General features: G+C 70.6%; 14 protein-coding genes and 1 pseudogene. 9 read left to right on the forward strand and 6 right to left on the reverse strand.

From position 1 onward, the window contains the following. The 5 genes and pseudogenes from IG99_RS48150 to IG99_RS35770 all read left to right on the forward strand — a co-directional run. Positions 1 to 96, forward strand: a pseudogene (locus IG99_RS48150) (2-deoxy-D-gluconate 3-dehydrogenase); the annotation flags it as partial. Then, positions 93 to 722: a bifunctional 4-hydroxy-2-oxoglutarate aldolase/2-dehydro-3-deoxy-phosphogluconate aldolase gene (locus tag IG99_RS35755; RefSeq protein ID WP_037681712.1), complete on the forward strand. Its 630-nt coding sequence runs from the start codon at positions 93 to 95 to the stop codon at positions 720 to 722. The pseudogene IG99_RS48150 and the gene IG99_RS35755, both read left to right, overlap by 4 nt. Continuing rightward, on the forward strand, positions 719 to 1,756 hold the full coding sequence (locus tag IG99_RS35760; protein WP_037681715.1) for a sugar kinase: 1,038 nt from the start codon (positions 719 to 721) through the stop codon (positions 1,754 to 1,756). Before IG99_RS35755 ends, IG99_RS35760 begins: the two co-directional genes overlap by 4 nt. 49 nt (positions 1,757 to 1,805) lie before the next feature. Further along, positions 1,806 to 2,819, forward strand: coding sequence for an aldo/keto reductase (locus tag IG99_RS35765; RefSeq protein WP_037681717.1), 1,014 nt, complete (start codon positions 1,806 to 1,808; stop codon positions 2,817 to 2,819). After that, entirely contained in the window at positions 2,810 to 3,532 is a 723-nt protein-coding gene (locus IG99_RS35770; RefSeq protein WP_037681718.1) for a FadR/GntR family transcriptional regulator, read from the forward strand. Before IG99_RS35765 ends, IG99_RS35770 begins: the two co-directional genes overlap by 10 nt. A gap of 77 nt (positions 3,533 to 3,609) precedes the next feature. Here IG99_RS35770 and IG99_RS35775 read toward each other — a convergent pair whose 3' ends face one another. After that, positions 3,610 to 4,854, reverse strand: a complete 1,245-nt coding sequence (locus tag IG99_RS35775) for an MFS transporter (protein WP_037681721.1) — start codon at positions 4,852 to 4,854, stop codon at positions 3,610 to 3,612. A 141-nt stretch (positions 4,855 to 4,995) separates the two neighbouring features. On the opposite strand from IG99_RS35775, the gene IG99_RS35780 reads away from it, so the two are divergent. Beyond that, positions 4,996 to 5,931 carry a LysR family transcriptional regulator gene (locus tag IG99_RS35780; protein WP_037681722.1) on the forward strand — a complete coding sequence of 312 codons (936 nt, stop codon included), beginning with the start codon at positions 4,996 to 4,998 and terminating at the stop codon, positions 5,929 to 5,931. A 15-nt stretch (positions 5,932 to 5,946) separates the two neighbouring features. Here IG99_RS35780 and IG99_RS35785 read toward each other — a convergent pair whose 3' ends face one another. The 5 genes from IG99_RS35785 to IG99_RS35805 form a co-directional block, all read right to left on the reverse strand. Continuing rightward, positions 5,947 to 6,873, reverse strand: a complete 927-nt coding sequence (locus IG99_RS35785; protein WP_037681723.1) for an aminoglycoside phosphotransferase family protein — start codon at positions 6,871 to 6,873, stop codon at positions 5,947 to 5,949. A 94-nt stretch (positions 6,874 to 6,967) separates the two neighbouring features. Then, positions 6,968 to 10,330: an alpha-L-rhamnosidase-related protein gene (locus IG99_RS35790; RefSeq protein WP_267882590.1), complete on the reverse strand. Its 3,363-nt coding sequence runs from the start codon at positions 10,328 to 10,330 to the stop codon at positions 6,968 to 6,970. 419 nt (positions 10,331 to 10,749) lie between these two features. Then, positions 10,750 to 11,043 (reverse strand): putative quinol monooxygenase, encoded by a 294-nt coding sequence (locus tag IG99_RS35795; RefSeq protein ID WP_037681725.1) that lies wholly within the window; start codon positions 11,041 to 11,043, stop codon positions 10,750 to 10,752. A 47-nt stretch (positions 11,044 to 11,090) separates the two neighbouring features. Then, the gene (locus IG99_RS35800) at positions 11,091 to 13,619 is read right to left on the reverse strand and encodes a glycoside hydrolase family 32 protein (RefSeq protein WP_037681727.1); all 2,529 of its coding nucleotides are present in this window, start codon (positions 13,617 to 13,619) and stop codon (positions 11,091 to 11,093) included. Between the two features lie 196 nt (positions 13,620 to 13,815). Next, the gene (locus IG99_RS35805) at positions 13,816 to 14,778 is read right to left on the reverse strand and encodes a carbohydrate kinase family protein (RefSeq protein WP_037681729.1); all 963 of its coding nucleotides are present in this window, start codon (positions 14,776 to 14,778) and stop codon (positions 13,816 to 13,818) included. A gap of 250 nt (positions 14,779 to 15,028) precedes the next feature. On the opposite strand from IG99_RS35805, the gene IG99_RS35810 reads away from it, so the two are divergent. From IG99_RS35810 to IG99_RS35820, 3 genes are all read left to right on the forward strand, one after another. Then, positions 15,029 to 16,045: a sugar ABC transporter substrate-binding protein gene (locus tag IG99_RS35810; protein WP_037681732.1), complete on the forward strand. Its 1,017-nt coding sequence runs from the start codon at positions 15,029 to 15,031 to the stop codon at positions 16,043 to 16,045. 150 nt (positions 16,046 to 16,195) lie between these two features. Continuing rightward, positions 16,196 to 17,209, forward strand: a complete 1,014-nt coding sequence (locus IG99_RS35815) for an ABC transporter permease (RefSeq protein WP_037681735.1) — start codon at positions 16,196 to 16,198, stop codon at positions 17,207 to 17,209. Beyond that, on the forward strand, positions 17,206 to 18,042 hold the full coding sequence (locus IG99_RS35820) for an ATP-binding cassette domain-containing protein (protein WP_037681737.1): 837 nt from the start codon (positions 17,206 to 17,208) through the stop codon (positions 18,040 to 18,042). The genes IG99_RS35815 and IG99_RS35820 overlap by 4 nt, the downstream gene beginning before the upstream one ends. Positions 18,043 to 18,088 lie beyond the last annotated feature (46 nt).

An 18,088-nucleotide genomic window follows, 5' to 3' on the forward strand; every position in this document is an offset into this window, starting at 1 on the left:
GACCTCGCCGGCGCCACCGTCTTCCTCGCCTCCGACGCCGCCGCCTACATCCACGGCGTCCTCCTCCCCGTCGACGGCGGATGGCTCGGCAGATGACCGCCGATCTGGGGCTCGTCCTGGGCGGGGCACGCGTGCTGCCGGTGCTGACGGTGCCCGACCCGGCCACGGCCGGGTCGCTCGCCGAAGCGCTCGTGGCGGGCGGCGCCCGGTGCGCCGAGGTCACCTTCCGCACCCCGGGCGCCGAGCAGGTGCTCAAGACGATGGCCGCGCACGGCGGCCTGGCCGTCGGCGCGGGCACCGTGCTCACCGCCGAGCAGGCGGAGCGGGCCGTGGCGGCCGGAGCCCGCTTCGTCGTCTCCCCCGGCTTCGACGAGGAGGTCGTCGCCAGGTGCCGTGAGCTGGAAGTGCCCGTGGTGCCCGGTGTCGCCACGGCGACCGAGCTGATGCGCGCCCTGCGGGCCGGTCTCGACACCGTCAAGCTGTTCCCCGCCGAGCCCCTCGGCGGACTGCGGACGCTGCGCGCGCTCTCGGCCCCCTTCCCGGGGGCGCGTTTTGTGCCGACCGGCGGGATCGACGCCTACCGCCTGTCCGCCTACCTCGGCGACCCGGCGGTCCTCGCCGTCGGCGGCAGCTGGATGGCCACCCCCGCCCACCTCGCGAACGGCGATTACGAGGAGATCCGCCGGCTGACCGCGGACGCGGTGGAACGGAGCGCGCCGTGACCGACGTGGTGGCCCTGGGCGAGGTGATGCTCCGCTTCGACCCGGGCGAGGGCAGGATCCGTACCGCCCGCTCCTTCCAGGTCTGGGAGGGCGGCGGCGAGTACAACGTCGTGCGCGGACTGCGACGCTGCTTCGGGCTGCGGACGGCCGTGGTGACCGCCCTCGCCGACAACGCGGTGGGCCGGCTCGTCGAGGACCTGATCCTCCAGGGCGGGGTCGACACCTCGTTGCTCCGCTGGGTTCCCGACGACGGCATCGGCCGTACCGCCCGCAACGGCCTCAACTTCGTCGAACGCGGCTACGGCATCCGCGGCGCGCTCGGTGTCAGCGACCGCGCCCACACCGCCGTGTCCCAGCTGCGCAAGGGTGACGTGGACTGGGACGCGGTCTTCGGGGCCGGGGTGCGCTGGTTCCACACCGGAGGCATCTTCGCCGGCCTGTCCGACACCACCGTCGACGTCGCCGACGAGGCCATGGCAGCGGCCCGCCGCCACGGCGTCACCGTCTCCTACGACCCCAACTACCGCCCCAGCCTCTGGGCCGGCCGGGGCGGCGCCGACCGGGCGCGTGAGGTCGACCTGCGGCTGGCCCGGCACGCCGACGTGGTCGTTGGCGCGCTGGGTCTCGTGGGCACGCATCCCGGAGCCACCCGTCTGACGGGCGACGAGGTTCCCGACGCGCTCACCGTGGTCGCCTCCCTGTTGCCGGACGTGAAGGTACTGGCGACGAGCTTGCGCGAGGTGCCCTCGGCCGCCGTGAACGACTGGAGCTCGGCGGCCTGGTCGCCCGGGACCGGTTACGTCACCGGTCCCCGGATGCCCGGTCTGCACGTCCTGGACCGCGTCGGGTCCGGCGACGGCTTCGCCGCCGGCCTGATCCACGGCCTGCTCACCGGCGCCGGTCTGGAACGCGCCCTCGCCTACGGCACCGCCCACGGCGCCCTCGTCATGACCACCCCAGGGGACGTCTCCATGGCCACCCTCGCCGAGGTGGAGGCACTCATGGCGGGCGCCTCCGCGGCGGTCAGCCGCTGACCCACCGGCCGTACCCGCCACCGCCGGCGCATCCCTCAAGGAGCACAGATTGCGACACCGGAAGATCACCAGCACTCCCGTCGAACTGACCGACCTGGGCTTCGGCGCCTCGGTCATCGGCAACCTCTACCGCGTGACTCCGGCGGAGCAGGCCTCGGCCGCCGTCGACGCTGCCTGGGACGCCGGCATCCGGTACTTCGACACGGCGCCCCACTACGGGCTCGGCCTCTCCGAACGCCGTCTGGGAGCCGCCCTGCGGAACCGTCCACGCGGGGAGTACGTCGTCTCCTCCAAGGTCGGCCGCCTGCTCGTCCCCAACGAGCGGCCCAGCGGCGTCGACACCGAGGGCTTTGTGGTGCGGGACGACCTGCGCAGGCAGTGGGACTTCAGCCGCGACGGAGTGCTCCGCTCCATCGAGGCGACCCTGCGGCGCACCGGCCTGGACCGCCTGGACGTCGTCTATCTGCACGATCCCGACGACCACTGGAGGAAGGCGGCCGAGGAGGCCATGCCGGCCCTGGCGGAGCTGCGCGACCAGGGGGTGATCGGGGCGATCGGGGCCGGTATGAACCAGTCGGCGATGCTCGCCCGCTTCCTGCGCGAGACCGCCGCCGACGTGGTGATGCTGGCCGGGCGCTACACGCTCCTGGACCAGTCGGCGCTGGACGACGTGCTGCCCGCCGCGCGGGAGCACGACAAGAGCGTGGTGGCCGTGGGCGTGTTCAATTCCGGACTGCTCTCCCGCGACCGGCCCGCCGAGGGCATGAAGTACGACTACCAGGACGCCCCGGCGGCCCTGGTGGACCGTGCCCGGGCGATCGCCGACGTCTGCGCCGCGCACGGGACCACCCTGCCCGCGGCCGCGATCGCCTTCCCGTACACGCATCCCACTATCATCAATGTCACCCTCGGTATGCGGAATCCGGAACAGGTCGTACGAAACGTGGAACTCCACGCTCAGCACATCCCCGACGGTCTCTGGGACGATCTCCGCGCTCAGGGTCTGATCAGGTCGGACGTGCCCGAGAGGCACGCCGGGGGGAGGGAGTCGCGTTGTCTCTGACGGACAGGGCCATCGAGCAGATCCGTGAGCTGATCCGGACCGGTGCGCTGCCGCCCGGTTCCAAGCTCCCGCCGGAACCGGACCTGGCAGTCCAGCTGGGTCTGTCCCGCAACCTCGCCCGTGAAGCGGTCAAGGCGCTGGCCGTCGCGCGGGTCCTGGAGGTGCGGCGGGGCGACGGCACCTATGTGACCAGCCTGCAGCCGAGCCTGCTCCTTGAGGGGCTGGGCGGTGCGGTGGAGCTCCTGCAGGGCGACTCGGCCGCCCTGCAGGACCTCATGGAAGTACGCAAGCTCCTCGAACCGATCGCCACGGCGCTGGCCGCGACCCGGATCTCCGACGAGCAATTGGCGGAGGTGAAACGGCACTTGGACGCGATGCGGGAGGCCCGCGAGGACGTCGAACAGCTCAACGCCCATGACGCCGCCTTCCACCGCGCGGTCATCTCGGCCACGGGCAACGAGACGCTCCTCACCCTTCTGGAGGGCATCTCCGGCCGTACGCTGCGTGCCCGCATCTGGCGCGGCCTGGTCGACTCCCAGGCCGCGGGCAGGACCCTCGCCGAGCACGAGGCGATCTTCAACGCCCTCTCCACCCGTGACGCCCTTCTCAGCCAGTCCGCGGCACTGCTCCACGTGAGCAACACCGAACAGTGGCTGAGAGAACACCTGCGCACCACCGACGCCCTCCCCTTCCGCCCCGTGGCGGAGAGGTGACGGGCGGCGGCCCTCAGGACCGGGGCACGAGCCGCGGCGGGTCGCGTGCCGCGGGCTTCAGCGGTGGGCGCGGTGCGTCATGAGTGGCTACGGAACGGTTCCGGCTCGGGCTGCGAGGTGTGGTCGCTGCGGGGAAGCAGGAGCGGGGTGGCCAGGATGAGCAGCCCTGCGACCGCGAGAGCGGTGCGTGGGCCGGTGGCGTCGGCGAGCAGCCCGGCGAGTGCGGTGAGGACGGCGATGGACGCCTGCTGGCCGATCGACCAGGCCGTCAGGGTGCGGGCGACGAGATGCCTGGGGGTGCGCTCGAGCCGGTAGGTGGCGAGCACCGGGGTGTACAGGCTCATGTTGATGATGATCGCCAGCTCGACGGCGATCACGGTGACGAGCCCGACGACGCCGGGACGGACGAAGGCCAGACCGATCAGCCAGACGGCGCGCAGGGTGCCGACGGTCCGGAAGACCCGGTGTCGGCCGTAGCGGGCCACGACGCGTGGGGCCAGCCGGGAGCCGATGAGTCCGCCGAGGCAGGGGGCGGCGAAGGCGAGGCCGTACTGCCACGGTGGGAAACCCAGTCGGCGAAGCAGGAGTACGGCCAGCAGCGGCTCGGTGGCCATGATCAGACCGGCGACGAGCATTTGGTTGAGGTAGAGCGCCCGCAAGCCGGGATGCCCCATGATGTGCCGCCAGCCGTCAAGCAGTGCGCCCGCCCGGGCCGGGCTCTTGCCGGTGGGGTGCGGCACTTCTTCCCGGTCGCGGATCGCGGTGATGCCCAGCGCGGAGAGCAGGTAGCTGAGCGCGTCGGCCACCACGGTGGTGACCGGCCCGAACAGACCGATCGCCGCCCCGCCCAATGGTGGCCCGACCGCGATGGAGCTCCAGTTCGTGGACTCGAACCGCGCGTTGGCCACGAGCAGGTCGTCCGGCCGGACGAGGGCCTTGAGGTAGGCGCCGCTCGCCGCGTTGAAGGCGATCTTGGCTGCCGCGACCACGGCCGAGATCACGAGCAACTGGACGAACCCGAGCCGGCCGAAGGCGTAGGCGAGCGGGATCGTCGCCATGGCCGCGAACCGGGTCAGGTCCATTGCGATCATGACCGGGCGCTTGCGCCGGAACTCCACCCACGGCGCGAGCGGCGCCGCGATCAGCGCGCCCACCGCGGGCCCCACCGCGGACAGCGCGGACACCTCGGCGGGGCCGGCCCGCAACAGCAGTACGGCGATCAGCGGCAGTGCCCCGAACCCCAGCCCGGACCCGTACGCGCTCACCGCGTAGGCCGCCCACAACCAGCCGAACCGCCGGCCCAGCGGTCTCCTGCCCACCATGCTCAGCGCACTCCCCTTGGGCGACCCACTCGAACAAACCGGCGTTGACCCGGGAGAGCTAAGCGGGCGGCACAACGGCAGGTCAAACAACTGATCTGCCCGCTGTCAACAACCATCCGTTGTTCACTAGGGTGGCTCGACGTGGATCTCGAAGCCGTACGTACCTTTGTCGCCGTCGCGGAAGCGGGCCAGTTCCTGAGGGCCGCCGCCGACCTGTCGATCACCCAGCAGGCTGTCTCCAAGCGCATCGCCGCGCTGGAGGGCGACCTGGGCGTGCGGCTGTTCACCCGCACGCCGCGCGGCGCCGAACCGACCATCGACGGGCAGGCGTTCCTGCCCCACGCGCGCGAGCTGCTGCGCGTCTCCGAGCGGGCGGTCGCATCCGTGCGCACCGGCCGCCGTCCGCTGCGCGTCGACGTGATCGCTTCCCGGGTCGCGCCGTCGGGCCTGATGCGCGGCTTCCACCAGGCACACCCCGAGATCGACCTCGACGTGGTGATGCTGTTCGACGTCGAGACGGCCGTCGCCGCCATCCGGTCCGGTGCGATCGACGCGTCCTTCCGCGCCGTCGCCATGCCCGGCCGGCCCCTCCCCGAGGACATCGAGTCCGTCCGGGTGCTCGACGAGACGCTTCAACTCCTCACCGGCCCCGCCCACGCGCTGGCTGGGGCCCGGTCGGTGACCGTCGCTCAGCTCGCCGGGCACCGGATCTGGATGCCCGGCATCGTCCCCGGCACCGAGTGGGCCGCCTACTACGACGACCTCGTCGCCGAGTTCGGCCTCACCATCGAGGCGACCGGTCCCAACTTCGGCTCCGACGCGCTCCTGGACACCATCGCCGACACCCCGGCGCTGGCCACCCTCATGGGCGGGCAGACCCGCCTGGTCTGGCCCGCGGGCCACGGCCTGCGCCGGATACCGGTGACCGACCCGACGCCCGTCTACCCGCACTCGCTCCTCTGGCACCGCGACAACCCGCACCCGGCGCTGGCCGCCCTCCGCTCCCACCTCGCCGCCGCGACAGCCGGCCACGACGCCGCCGGGACCTGGAGGCCGGGCTGGGTGAGGGCGCGCTGAACCAGTGAGTGGGGCCTACGCGGGCGTGGGCCGGCCCACGCCGCAGGTCAGAACACGGTCGAGCGCCGCCCGGCCCGCGGGTCCCCATGCCGGCTTGCCGCCAGGAAGGCCCCGCTCCCCGTTCTGGCCCATGAGGATGAGGAAGAGGCTCTTCATGGCGGCCAGCCCGCGGGCGCGCCGGATCGTCGCCTCGTCGGCGTGCGCGTACGCCTCGAAGAACCGGGAGCCCGCGCCCGCGGGAAGCAGCACCCACGCGGCCGCGAGGTCCCACGCCGGATCGCCGGCGAACATGGCGTCGAAATCGATCACGCCCGAGAGCGTCCCGTCCGAGACGACGACATTCGCGGGGTGGAGGTCACCGTGCAGCCATACCGGCGGGCCCTCCCACTCGGGGGCCATGACGGCGTCGTCCCAGATGTCCCGGACGGCCCGGACGTCGGCGGCAAGGCCGCCGGGGGCAATGGCTTGCAAGAAATTCTCGAAGCCGCCCGTGCAGTTCTTGGGGTGAGCGCCGCGGTCCGAACTGGCCGGCGCCTCGGCGGGCGCCTCCACATGGAGCGCCCTGAGGAAGCCCGCCAGAGTGTCGGCCGCGTGCTCGCCGCGACTGATCGAGGTGTGGTCGAGTGGCTCGCCGCGAACCCACGTCATGATGCTCCACGGCCTCGGGAAGCGCGCGGACGGTTCGCCGATCCGCACAGGCGTCGGAACCGGGAGCGGGAGACGCGGGGCCAGGACGGGCAGCCACCGGCACTCCTTGCGCAGGAGATCCGGGGCACCTTCGGTGCGCGGCATACGCACGGCCAACTCGTCCCCGAGGCGCCACATCTGGTTGCCCCAGCCGCCCGCCACCTCGCTCATGGGCAGACCCGCGAGGTCCGGATGCTGGTCCTTGAGAAGGTCGTGCACGAGCTGCGCGGTGATCTCGATCTCGGCGTCGTTCATGCGAAGCCACGGTACGTGAGACAGGTGGAACGGACTCGCCCGCTACGGTGACGGCCGGGGCGGGCATCCTCCGCCCCGGCCGTCCTGCGCGTGGTCAGCGGATGCGGATCTCGGCGAGTTGCAGGCGGTACTTGGTCGTCTCGTCGGAGGCGGGTGCTCCGAGCCTGGTGGCGTTGATGCGCAGGTAGCGGCCGGTCGCGCCGGTGAGGCTGTAGGTCTGGGCGGCTCCGGCCGGGTTGGCCTGGCCGGTGACCGTGCGGACGGTGGTGTAGGAGGTGGCCCCCTCGGCGCGGGTCCGGATCGTGAAGTCGGCCGGGAAGCCCGCCGAGCCACCGCCGGCCGCTGCGGTGTCGGTGCGGGGCTGGAGGGTCACGGAACCGACGGCCCGGTCGGCGCCGAGGTCGATCTCGATCCACACGGGTGTGGCACTGACGTCGGCGGAGGGGAAGTCGATGCTGGTGAACCCCCTGCTGCCGGTCACGCTGGTGAGAGTGCCGTCCAGGAACCGGGTCTTGCCCCAGTCGCCGTTCTCCAGGGTGTAGTTGGCGGTGACGGTGGTCGCGGCGGTGGGGACGGTGAGTTCGGCGAGCTGGAGCCGGTACTTGGTGGTCTCGTCGGAGGCGGGCGTGCCGAGTCTGGTGGCCTGCAGGCGTACATAGCGGGCGGTCGTGGTTCTGAAGCCGTACGTCTGCACGAGCCCGCCCGGGTTGGGCTCGGCGGTGACCGTGCGGACGGTGGTGTAGGTGCCGGCTCCGTCGGGCCGGGTCTGGATCGTGAAGTCGACGGGGAAGCCCGCCGTGCCGCCGCCGGCCGCCGGGGTGTCGGTGCGGGGGAAGAGGCGTACGGCGTCGAGGTCGGTGTCGGCGCCGAGGTCGATCTCCACCCAGACGGGGTTCGCGCTGACATCGGCGGAGGGGAAGTCGTTGCTGGTGTAGCCCTTGGCACCGGTCACGCTGGTGAGCTTGCCGTCGGTGAGCCGGTCGCGGCCCCAGTTGCTGTTCTCGAGACTGTTGTTGCTGGTGACGGGTCGGCCGAGGGCGAGGTTGTCGAGGCGGCCGGCGCCGGTGACGGTGAAGGTCCAGCTGCCGGGCTGGAGGGTGAAGTAGACGTAGGACGAGTCCTTGCTCGCGTAGCCGAGGCCGGAGACGCTGCCGGTGGAGGCGCCGCCGGTGAAGACGGTGGTTCCGTTGGCCTTGATGACCGGTGCGGAGCCGCGGTACGTCGGGACACCCACGCGCGCGGTCGTCGCACTCGGCGAGGTGAGCGTCAGGGTGACCTGGTCGCCGTCGCGGGTGATGCCGAAGCGGATGTCGCCCTTGACGGTCGGAGTGACCGTGTTGATCTTGGTGAGGGTGCCGGTCTGCGGGACGACGTCGTACGTCTCCCAGCCGGGCTTGGTGGGACGAATGCCGGCGGCGTAGGCGGACAGCGTGTACAGGGGGCCGCCGTTCCAGGCGTGGTTGTCGGTTCCGCCCGACTTGTCCCAGATCTCCCACAGGGTGTAGCAGGCGGGATCGGCGACCTGGGCGGCGTAGCGGTTGCGCATCCGCTCCTCGGCGACGGTGGCCGCTCCCATCAGGTAGAGCGCTTCCAGGACGTAGAACTCCATGTAGGGGCTGGCGTTGAGGTGGGTGCGCAGCACCTCGGTGATCGCCCGGTAGCGGGAGGCGGGCGCGAGGCCGGCGACGACGGCGAGGCCGTTGGCGCGGTCGTCGGTGTCGCCGTTGTAGCCGGGTGAGCGGTACTCGTTCCTGGAGGTGTTCCACAGAACACTGTCGAAGTTGGCCTTGATGCTGTCGCGCTTGGCCTGCCAGGAGGCGACGTCGCCGCTGTTGCCGCTGAGACCGGCGAGGGTGATGGCCGTGCCGAGGGCCAGGTAGTACCAGCAGTTGTCCAGGACGCGGGCGTCGATGTTGCTGCCCCAGTCCTCCCAGTCCCAGTCCCCGGCGCGGTGGCTGACCAGCCCGGCCGAGTCCAGGCTCCACAGGTTCAGGTACGCCTTCACCGCCGGGTAGGTGCCGGAGACGGCGTCGGAGTTGCCCGTGTAGAGGTGGTACGTGCCGAAGGCCCACACCGAGGCGAGCATCTGGACGGGCAGTTCGGCGGTCCAGATGGTGGACGGGACCGGCGAGTAGAGCACGCCGCCGGGCTTCTGCCAGGCGGTCAGCTGGGCGATGGCCTTGGCGCCGAGGGCGTGGGAGCGGGTGTCGAAGGTGTAGAAGCCCTCCTTGAGCTGGTTGACCACGTCGCCCCACCACTGGGCGCGCTCGCGGGTGGGGCAGTCCATGTAGTTGTCGCGCATGTTGACGTACATGGTGCGGGCGGCCTTGCCCCACAGGGTGTCCAGGAAGGCGTCGCTGCTGCTGAACGAGCCGGCGAAGTCGGTGTCGTAGCCGGACTCCCGGTACTTCAGGCCCAGGATGGTGACGCCTGCGGGGATCGTGTACTTCACCGCCGTGCCGCTCATCCAGGCCAGCGCTTCGAACTCCTGGACACCGCCCGCGCAGACGTAGGTGGCGCGCACGTTGTTCTCCGCCCCTGGCGTGAGGCCGGTCAGGCCGTCGCCGTCGGCGTAGTGGTCGGTCTGCATGCCGATCACCGCGCCGGCCGGAGCGTCCACCTTCAGATACGGGGTGACCTGGAGGTTCGAGGGCAAGGTGGCCGTGATGGCGGTGGCGCCCTGTCCCGTGGACGGCAGCGACGACGCGTTGCCGTACGACTTCAGGCCCGAGTACCTGAACTGTGGGACCGGCCGCTGGACGAGATCGTTCCAGGGTGCGGCACCGGCGGGTCCGAAGTCGGTGGGGGCGCTCCAGGCGCTGTCGTCGAAGCCGGCCGACTCCCACGCGGTCATGGCGGTGGCGTTGCGGGCGTCGTAGTAGACGTTCGACTCGGGCAGGCGGAAGTTGACCTGCGTGCCGCTGGTGTTGTTGGAGTAGCCCGGGTGGACGGTGTGCTTCCAGCTGGTGTCGCTGACCACCCTTGTGGTGGTGGAACCGGTGGTGATGTCGGACTGGAACAGCAGACCGCCCTTGCCGCTGCTGCTGTGCGAGAAGCCCTGCTTGCCGAAGTACCACACCAGCAGCGCCACGGTGTTGCGGCCGCTCGTGAGGTACGGGGCGAGGTCGATCTCGTCGTAGTAGGTGCCGGTGCGGTTGGGGCCGCGCTTGAGCTGCCCGTCGAAGACGACGAGGGTGCCGTTCACCCACAGCCAGTACTTCGAGTCCGCCGCGATCTGCGTCACCGCCTTCGACGGCGCGGAGCCCAGGGTGAAAGACCTGCGGAAGGCCACCCACTGGTTCGTGGTGCTGGACGGCGCCCAGATCCACTTCGCGGTCCAGGAGACGGCGGCGGACGCGGCGGGGGCGAGTCCCGGCAGAAGGACAGGGCCGAGGGTGGGCGCGAGGGCGACGGCTATGGCGGAGCGCAGGACGGAGCGGCGGGAGACGGGCTTCATGGCGGTTCCTTCCGGAGAAACCGGAGCGGGGATTGAATCGATTCAATACGATGCTTGCAGGCGGGATGCTCTGTCCTCCGCAAGCGGATGTCAATACTCCGCGCACCATCACGGGGATGCCTGCGCCGGTCCGGGCCGGTCGGGTGCGCCCTGATGTCCGGGGGACCAGTCAGAGAGACAGGAGCACTGGGAGCGCCCGCGACGACAACTCTCCGTCTCCCAGAAGGGAGACGCATCGAACCCCGTGGCCTGCGCCTCCCAGGGGTCCGAGGTCTGGGCCGGCACGCCCGAGGGCCTTCCACGGCCGGCCGTGGAAGGCCCTCGTCGGAACGCGGCCGACGGACACTTCACCGTGTCCCTCCCCCGCCCGGCACCGCCGCCCTCGTCCGTCTGGGCACCGCACCGGCGAGGGCCCGCCTTCAGGTGACCGGGTCGAGGAACGTCAGGACGGACGCGTCCTCCTCGATGAGCGGGGAGAGGGCCGCGTTGAACGGCGCGCCGTACGGAGCCTTGATGTGGGCCTGGAAGGCGTCGTCGTCCCGGTAGACCTCGAAGATCCAGAAGGCGCGGGGGGCGGCGGCCTTGGTGTAGACGTCGAAGGCCAGGTTGCCCTCTTCCTCGCGCACCTTCCGGGCGTACTCCAGGATGAGGCGGGCGACCTCGTCCTCCGCTCCCTCGCGGGCGGTGAACTCGGCGAGCAGGGTCTTGTTCACGGTGTCCTGTCCTTGTGTCATGGCTGTTGTGGTGGGTGGCCGTGGCGTCAGTCGTGGGTGGAGTGGAGGTGCCAGACGGTGGCCTTGTCCAGCTTCACCGAGCCGTTCTCGGCGAAGACCTGGACTCCCTGGCCGGCGGGGTCGGGGAAGATCTGGTCGGTGATCACGGCTTCGCCGCTGCCGCCGAAGACCTCGACGGACGACCAGTCGACCAGGACGCGCAGTTTGATCTTGCCGTTTGCCGCCTTCAGAGGTGCGGTCTGGATGCCGGGGAAGGTGCTGTTGAAGTCCACGGTGCCGGAGTGGGTGCGGTCGACGTACAGCTCCTGGGTCGTGGTGTCGTAGCCGATGACGGTCTCCTCACCGCCCGCGCCGGTGCGCACCTTCAGGCCGAAACGCTCGGCGTCCTTGAGGGAGAACGTCGCCTCGACGTCGAGCGCGCCGCCGTCGGCCGCCGGGCCGATGAGGGGCTGGGAGGTGTTCTTGACGGTGATGCCGGCCGCGGAGGCCGGGTCGCCCTGTCGCAGGGACGCCACGCTGTCCACCGGCTTGCTGGTCAGCCGGATCCGGCCGTCGATCGTACGCAGGGCCATCTCCCGGGGAATGCTCTGTGCCCCCCGCCAGGGGGAGGTGGGGATGGCGCCGCCGTAGTCCCAGTTGTTCATCCAGCCGACCATGTACCGCTTGCCGCCCGGGGCGTTCTCCCAGGACACCGCCGCGTAGTAGTCCTTGCCGTAGTCGGCCCAGTCGGCGCGCTGCAGGACGGAGAGGGCGGGGGCGTCGGCGGTGGTGAACCGGTCGGCGAGGATGTGGCCCCAGCCGCCGGTGTTCATGTCGACGAGCTGGATCTGCGCCTTCTTGCCGAGGTAGGGGCGCATATTGAAGGAGGCCCAGTCCAGCATCTCGCTGTCGGAGCCGGTGGCGCTGCGGACGACCTGGCCGTCGACGATCAGATTGACGGACGTCTCCTGGGAGCCGGGCCGGGTCTGGGTGTCGGACAGCGTGATCTGGTCGGCGTTGATGTGGCCCCAGCCGCCGGTGTTGCCGTCGACGATCCTGATCCGGGCCTTCTTGCCGGCGAGGTCACTGACGTCCCAGGAAGCCCAGTCGAGTGCCTCGGCGTCCTTTCCGGTGGCGCTGCGCACGGCCTGGCCGTCGACGAGGAGTTCGACGGCGGTGGGGTCGGCGGAGCCTGCGGGGTGGTCGCCGCCGCCGATGAGGAAGTTGACGTAGCGCTTGTCGATGGTGAATTCGGGCGAGGTGAGGGTGCCGGTGGAGGCGTCGCCGTTCAGGAAGGTGTTGACCAGGCCGCTGCCCTGGAAACCGGTGATCTGCTGCTGGCCGGGGAGGGTGCCGGTGGCCGGTGCCGGGCCGAAGGCGTCGCCGGTCGTCGTCCAGTCTCCGTAGGTGCCGCCCTCGAAGTCGGCGAGGACCTTCCCGGGCTGGTGCGGGTGCCGGCCGCCTCCGACCTTGAAGTTCAGGTAGGGGCTGCCGACGGTGAAGGAGGGCGAGGTGAGGGTGCCGGTGGTGCCGTCCCCGGAGTGGAAGCTGTTGGCGAGGCCCTTGCCGTCGAAGCCGGCGACGGTCTGCTGCCCGTCGAGCGTCCCGGCCGCCGGTCCCGGGCCGAACGCCGTGCCCGTCGCCGTCCACGAACCGAAGTCGGTGCCCTCGAAGTCCTGCGTGATCGTGCCGACGGGCGGGGTGTAGGCGCCCTTGTCCTGTGCGGTGAACGTCTTGCCGTCGAAGTCGCCGACGAAGTACTGGGCCGCCGAACCGCCCGCTATGCCACCGGGGTTGATGTTGACGACCAGGACCCACTTGATGTTGTTCGTGTCCCCGTCGACGGCGAGGGGGAACAGGTCGGGGCACTCCCACACACCGCCCGTCGCGCCGGCCGGGCCGAACTCGCTGAGCTGCGTCCAGTCCTTGAGGTTCTTGGAGGAGTAGAACCGGACCTTGTGCTCGGTCGACAGCGACACCGTCATCAGCCAGCTCCGTGTCGGCGCGTACCACTGGACCTTGGGGTCGCGGAAGTCCCGGGAACCGATGTCGATGACGGGATTGCCCTGGTACTTGGTCCAGGTGCGGCCGCGGTCGGTGCTGTAGGCGAGGGACTGCGACTGGATGCCGGTGGATTTGTCGTGGCTGGTGTAGATCGCCACCATGGGCGGGTTCTCCCTGGTGCCGAAACCGGTGGTGTTGTTCTCGTCGACGACGGCGCTGCCGGAGAAGACCATCTCCTTGTCGTCGTGCGACAGGGCGAGCGGCAGTTGCTGCCAGTGGACGAGGTCCGTGCTCACGGCGTGGCCCCAGGACATGTCGCCCCAGGAGTTGCCATTGGGGTTGTACTGGTAGAAGAGGTGGTATTCGCCCTTGTAGTACACGAGGCCGTTGGGGTCGTTCATCCAGTTCTTCTCCGGCGTGAAGTGGAACTGGGGACGATAGGTCTCGGAGTACGGCGCGGTGTCGGCCGCGGCGACCTGAGGGGCGAGCGGGGCAGCGGACAGGGCGCATACGGTTGCCACCGCCGCGATCATCCGCACGCGGGCAGGCCGGGGTACACGTCCAGAGCTCATGGCGTCTCCTGTGCTGCGGCCGTCCACGCGGCAGAGCCTGCGATGGCCGGTCCGGACATTACGCCCTGGTCCGCGACGACGTCCCCGCCGCCGACCAGAGGTGTCATCGTTGACATCGAGTTGCCCGATGATGGACGCAACTCGGCCGACGCGTCAACGGTTCGGCCGGGATCGGCGGTTGCGGGACGCCTGCCCCTCAGGCGTGATCGGTCGTCGTGAGCGGCGCCAACTGGCTCTGCCACGGCGGGTTGGGGCCGGGGACCGAGCAGGTCAGGGCGGCGACCCGGGCGGCGAACGCGCAGGCCTGCGCGACGTCGTCGAGGCGGACGTCCGTCAGCCGGCCGCCGAGGAGTCCGCGGGTGTCGAGGTGGTGCAGCAGCCCGGCAGTGAAGGAGTCGCCCGCCCCGACGGTGTCGGCGACGCTCGTCGGTACGGCCGGCACGTGGACCCGCTCGCCGTCGAGCGAGGCCAGGGCGCCGCCGGCGCCGCGAGTGATCACGACGAGACGCGCGCCGGCCGCGTGCCAGAGGTCGCAGGCCTGCTCGGGCGGAGTGCCGGGCAGCAGCAGTTCGAGGTCGTCCTCGCTCAGCCGGAGCACGTCGGCGAGCTCGCACCAGTGGGCCAGCCGGGCGCGGTAGACCTCGGGACGCACCAGCAGTGGCCGGACATTCGGGTCGATACTGACGGTGGCCCGGGAGGCGGCCGCCGCCAGGAAGTCCTCCACCACGGCCGCGCCCGGGTCCCGGACCAGGGCCAGTGATCCGGTGTGCACGCAGGCGGTCCCGGTCAGGTCGACACGGGCCAGTTCCCCGGCCGTCCACTGCCAGTCGGCGGTGCTGTCGGCGTGGAAGGAGAACGCGGCCTGCCCCTGGGCGTCCAGTTCCGCCACGGCCAGCGTGCTGGGTTCCGTGGCTGTGACGGCGTTCGAGAGGTCGACGCCCGACGCCTCCAGGTGGGCGCGGAACAGGCGGCCGAACACATCGCCGGACAGGCGTGCGAGGAAGCGGGCCGGGGTGCCCAGCCGGGCCAGGGCCACCGCCGTGTTCGCGGGTCCGCCGCCGGGCAGGACGCGCAGGGCGAGTTCGTTGGAGGCGCTCGCTGGTTCGGCGAACGCGTCCGCGACGCACTCCCCCAGCACGGTGATCTGACGCGGTCTCATGGGCTGCTCATCTCTGACGGGCGTACGGGCCTGCCGGGCACGTGGTGGGGTCACGTGCGGCGAGCTACGGGTGGGCGGGGGCCGGGAGCGTTGCCGATTTGTGACGGGTGAAGGGCATTGACGTTTCCGGGAGACGGAGTCCATCATCCTCGCCATGCAGTGTCAACGATGACATAAGTCAACGATGACACCTCGGGACGGCATCCTCCGATGCCGGCCGCGCCGCTCGTGATCCCGCAGGAGTCGTTTCATGTCTCGCACCCCTCGTCTGCCCTCCTCCCTCCTCCGAGCCGCCGCCTGTACGGGTATCGCGGCCCTCACCCTGACGGCCTGCGGTTCCGGCTCCGGATCGGGTTCCTCCAGCACTGGTTCGGGCGAGGTCAAGGTCGGCCTGATCACCAAGACCGACACCAACCCGTTCTTCGTGAAGATGAAGGAGGGCGCGGAGAAGTCCGCGAAGGCCGAGGGGGTCAAGCTCATGACCGCGGCCGGCAAGTTCGACGGTGACAACGCCGGTCAGGTCACGGCGATCGAGAACATGGTCGCCGCCGGTGTGAAGGGCATCCTGATCACCCCGAGCGACTCCAAGGCGATCGTGCCCGCGATCGAGAAGGCGAAGGCCAAGGGTGTCCTGGTCATCGCCCTGGACACGCCGACCGAGCCGCAGAGCGCGGTCGACGCCCTCTTCGCCACCGACAACCTCAAGGCCGGCGAGCTGATCGGCGAGTACGCCAAGGCCGCCATGAAGGGCAAGTCGGCCAAGATAGCCGCCCTCGACCTCGCGCCCGGCGTCTCCGTCGGCGTCCAGCGGCACAACGGTTTCCTGAAGGGCTTCGGCGCCACGGACAAGGACGTCGTCTGCGCCCAGGACACCGGCGGCGACCAGTCCAAGGGCCAGACCGCGATGGAGAACTGCCTGCAGAAGGCGCCCGGCATCAACGTCGTCTACACGATCAACGAGCCGGCCGCCCTGGGCGCCTACACCGCCCTCAAGGCCAAGGGCCGCGAGAAGGACGTACTGATCGTCTCCGTGGACGGCGGCTGCACCGGCACCCAGGCGGTCAAGGACGGCAAGATCGCCGCCACCTCCCAGCAGTACCCGCTGAAGATGGCCGCCGAGGGCGTCAAGGCCGTCGTGACGTACGCCAAGGGCGGCAAGAAGGCGTCCGGTTACACCGACACGGGCGTCACCCTGATCTCCGACAAGGCGCAGGACGGAGTCGCGTCCAAGGACACCGCCTACGGCCTGGACAACTGCTGGGGCTAAGAGGACCCCTCAGCCGGCCCCGAGGACCGTACGTTCGCCGCATTCCCCCCGAGCGGGGCGGCCGCCCCAGCACCTCCCCGACCGGGACGGCCGCCCCCCGCTCCCTTTGTCCTGGCGACAAGGGCTTCTGTCTCCCGACAAGGACTTCGCATGACCGCCACGTCCACGCCCCCGAGCACTTCCTCACCGTACGCGGAGCTCAAGGCACCGACCACGGCCCGCAGACTGCTCACGGCACCGACCACCGGCCCGCTGGCCGCACTCATCCTGGCCTGTGTCTTCTTCTCCTTCTCCTCCGACCAGTTCCTCACCGGCGGCAACTTCTCGCTGATCGTGCAGCAGGTCATGGTCGTCGGCACCCTCGCCATCGGCCAGACCTTGATCATCCTCACGGCCGGCATCGACCTGTCGTGCGGTGCCGTGATGGCGTTCGGCAGCATCGTGATCGCGAAGATGGCCGCCGAAGGCTCCGTGCCCCCGCTTCTCGCCATCGCGCTGGGCCTGGTCGTCTGCGGCGGATTCGGGCTGCTCAACGGGCTGTTGGTGCAGAAGATCCCGCTGCCGCCGTTCATCGTGACCCTCGGCATGCTCAACGTGGCGTTCGCGCTGACCCACATCTACTCCGAGGAGCAGACGGTCACCAACCTGCCCGGCCCGCTGACGGCGCTGGGGCAGACCTTCCCGCTCGGCCACACCGACATCACCTACGGCTCCCTGGTCACCGTCGCCCTGTTCCTGCTGCTCGCCTACGCGCTGAGCAACACCGGCTGGGGCCGGCACGTCTACGCGCTGGGCAACAGCCAGGAAGCGGCCCGCCTCAACGGCATCCGCACCTCCCGGCTGACCATCGGCATCTACACGGTGGCCGGCCTGCTCTACGGCATCGCCGCCCTGCTGCTCATCTCCCGCACCGGAGTCGGCGACCCGCAGGCGGGCCAGACCGACAACCTCGACAGCATCACCGCCGTGGTCCTCGGCGGCACCAGCCTCTTCGGCGGCCGCGGATCGGTCCTGGGCACCTTCATCGGCGTCCTCATCGTCGGTGTCTTCCGCAACGGCCTGCAGCTGATGGGCGTCGCCTCCATCTACCAGACCCTGATCACCGGTGTCCTGGTGATCCTCGCGGTGACCGTCGACCAGATCTCCCGGAAGAAGGCACGATGACCGCCCCCTCCTCCCCCACCCCCGTGCTGCAGGCCCGCGGTCTGGTCAAGCGCTACGGACATGTCACCGCCATCGACGGCGCCGACTTCGACCTGCTGCCCGGCGAGGTGCTCGCCGTCATCGGAGACAACGGCGCCGGCAAGACCAGCCTGATCAAGGCCCTCACCGGCGCGGTGGTGCCGGACGCGGGCGAGATCCGGCTGAACGGCGAGCCCATCACCTTCTCCGGTCCGCAGAGCGCACGCGCCCACGGCATCGAGACGGTCTATCAGGACCTCGCCGTGGCCGCCTCCATGGACATCGCCTCGAACATGTTCCTCGGGCGCGAACTGCGCCGCCCCGGTGTCCTCGGCAGTGTCTTGCGCATGCTGGACAAGAAGCGCATGCGTCAGGAGGCCGCCGAGCACATGGCCGACCTGAAGATCGGGCTGCGCTCGCTGACGCAGTCGGTCGAGACGCTCTCCGGCGGACAGCGGCAGGCCGTCGCGGTCGCGCGTTCCGTGGCCTGGGCCCGCAGCGTGGTCGTCATGGACGAACCCACCGCCGCCCTCGGGGTGAAGGAGTCCGGTCAGGTCCTCGACCTGATCCGCCGGGTCCGGGACAAGGGCATGCCGGTCGTCCTGATCAGCCACAACATGCCGCATGTCTTCGAGATCGCCGACCGGATCCATGTGCACCGGCTGGGCCGGCGCGCCGCCGTGATCAAGCCCTCGGACTACTCCATGGCGGAGGTCGTGGCCATCATGACCGGCGCACTCACGGTCGACGCGGCCGGAGATACTGTCGTAGCGGATTCCGAGGCGGCGAAGGCCGCCGGAGTCCAGGCCAACTGACGACGAACGCAGCACTCCCAGGTTCCGGCCGAGGCCGCGGCCGGAA

This window comes from Streptomyces griseus subsp. griseus (assembly GCF_000720255.1).
Lineage (GTDB): Bacteria > Actinomycetota > Actinomycetes > Streptomycetales > Streptomycetaceae > Streptomyces > Streptomyces griseus_I.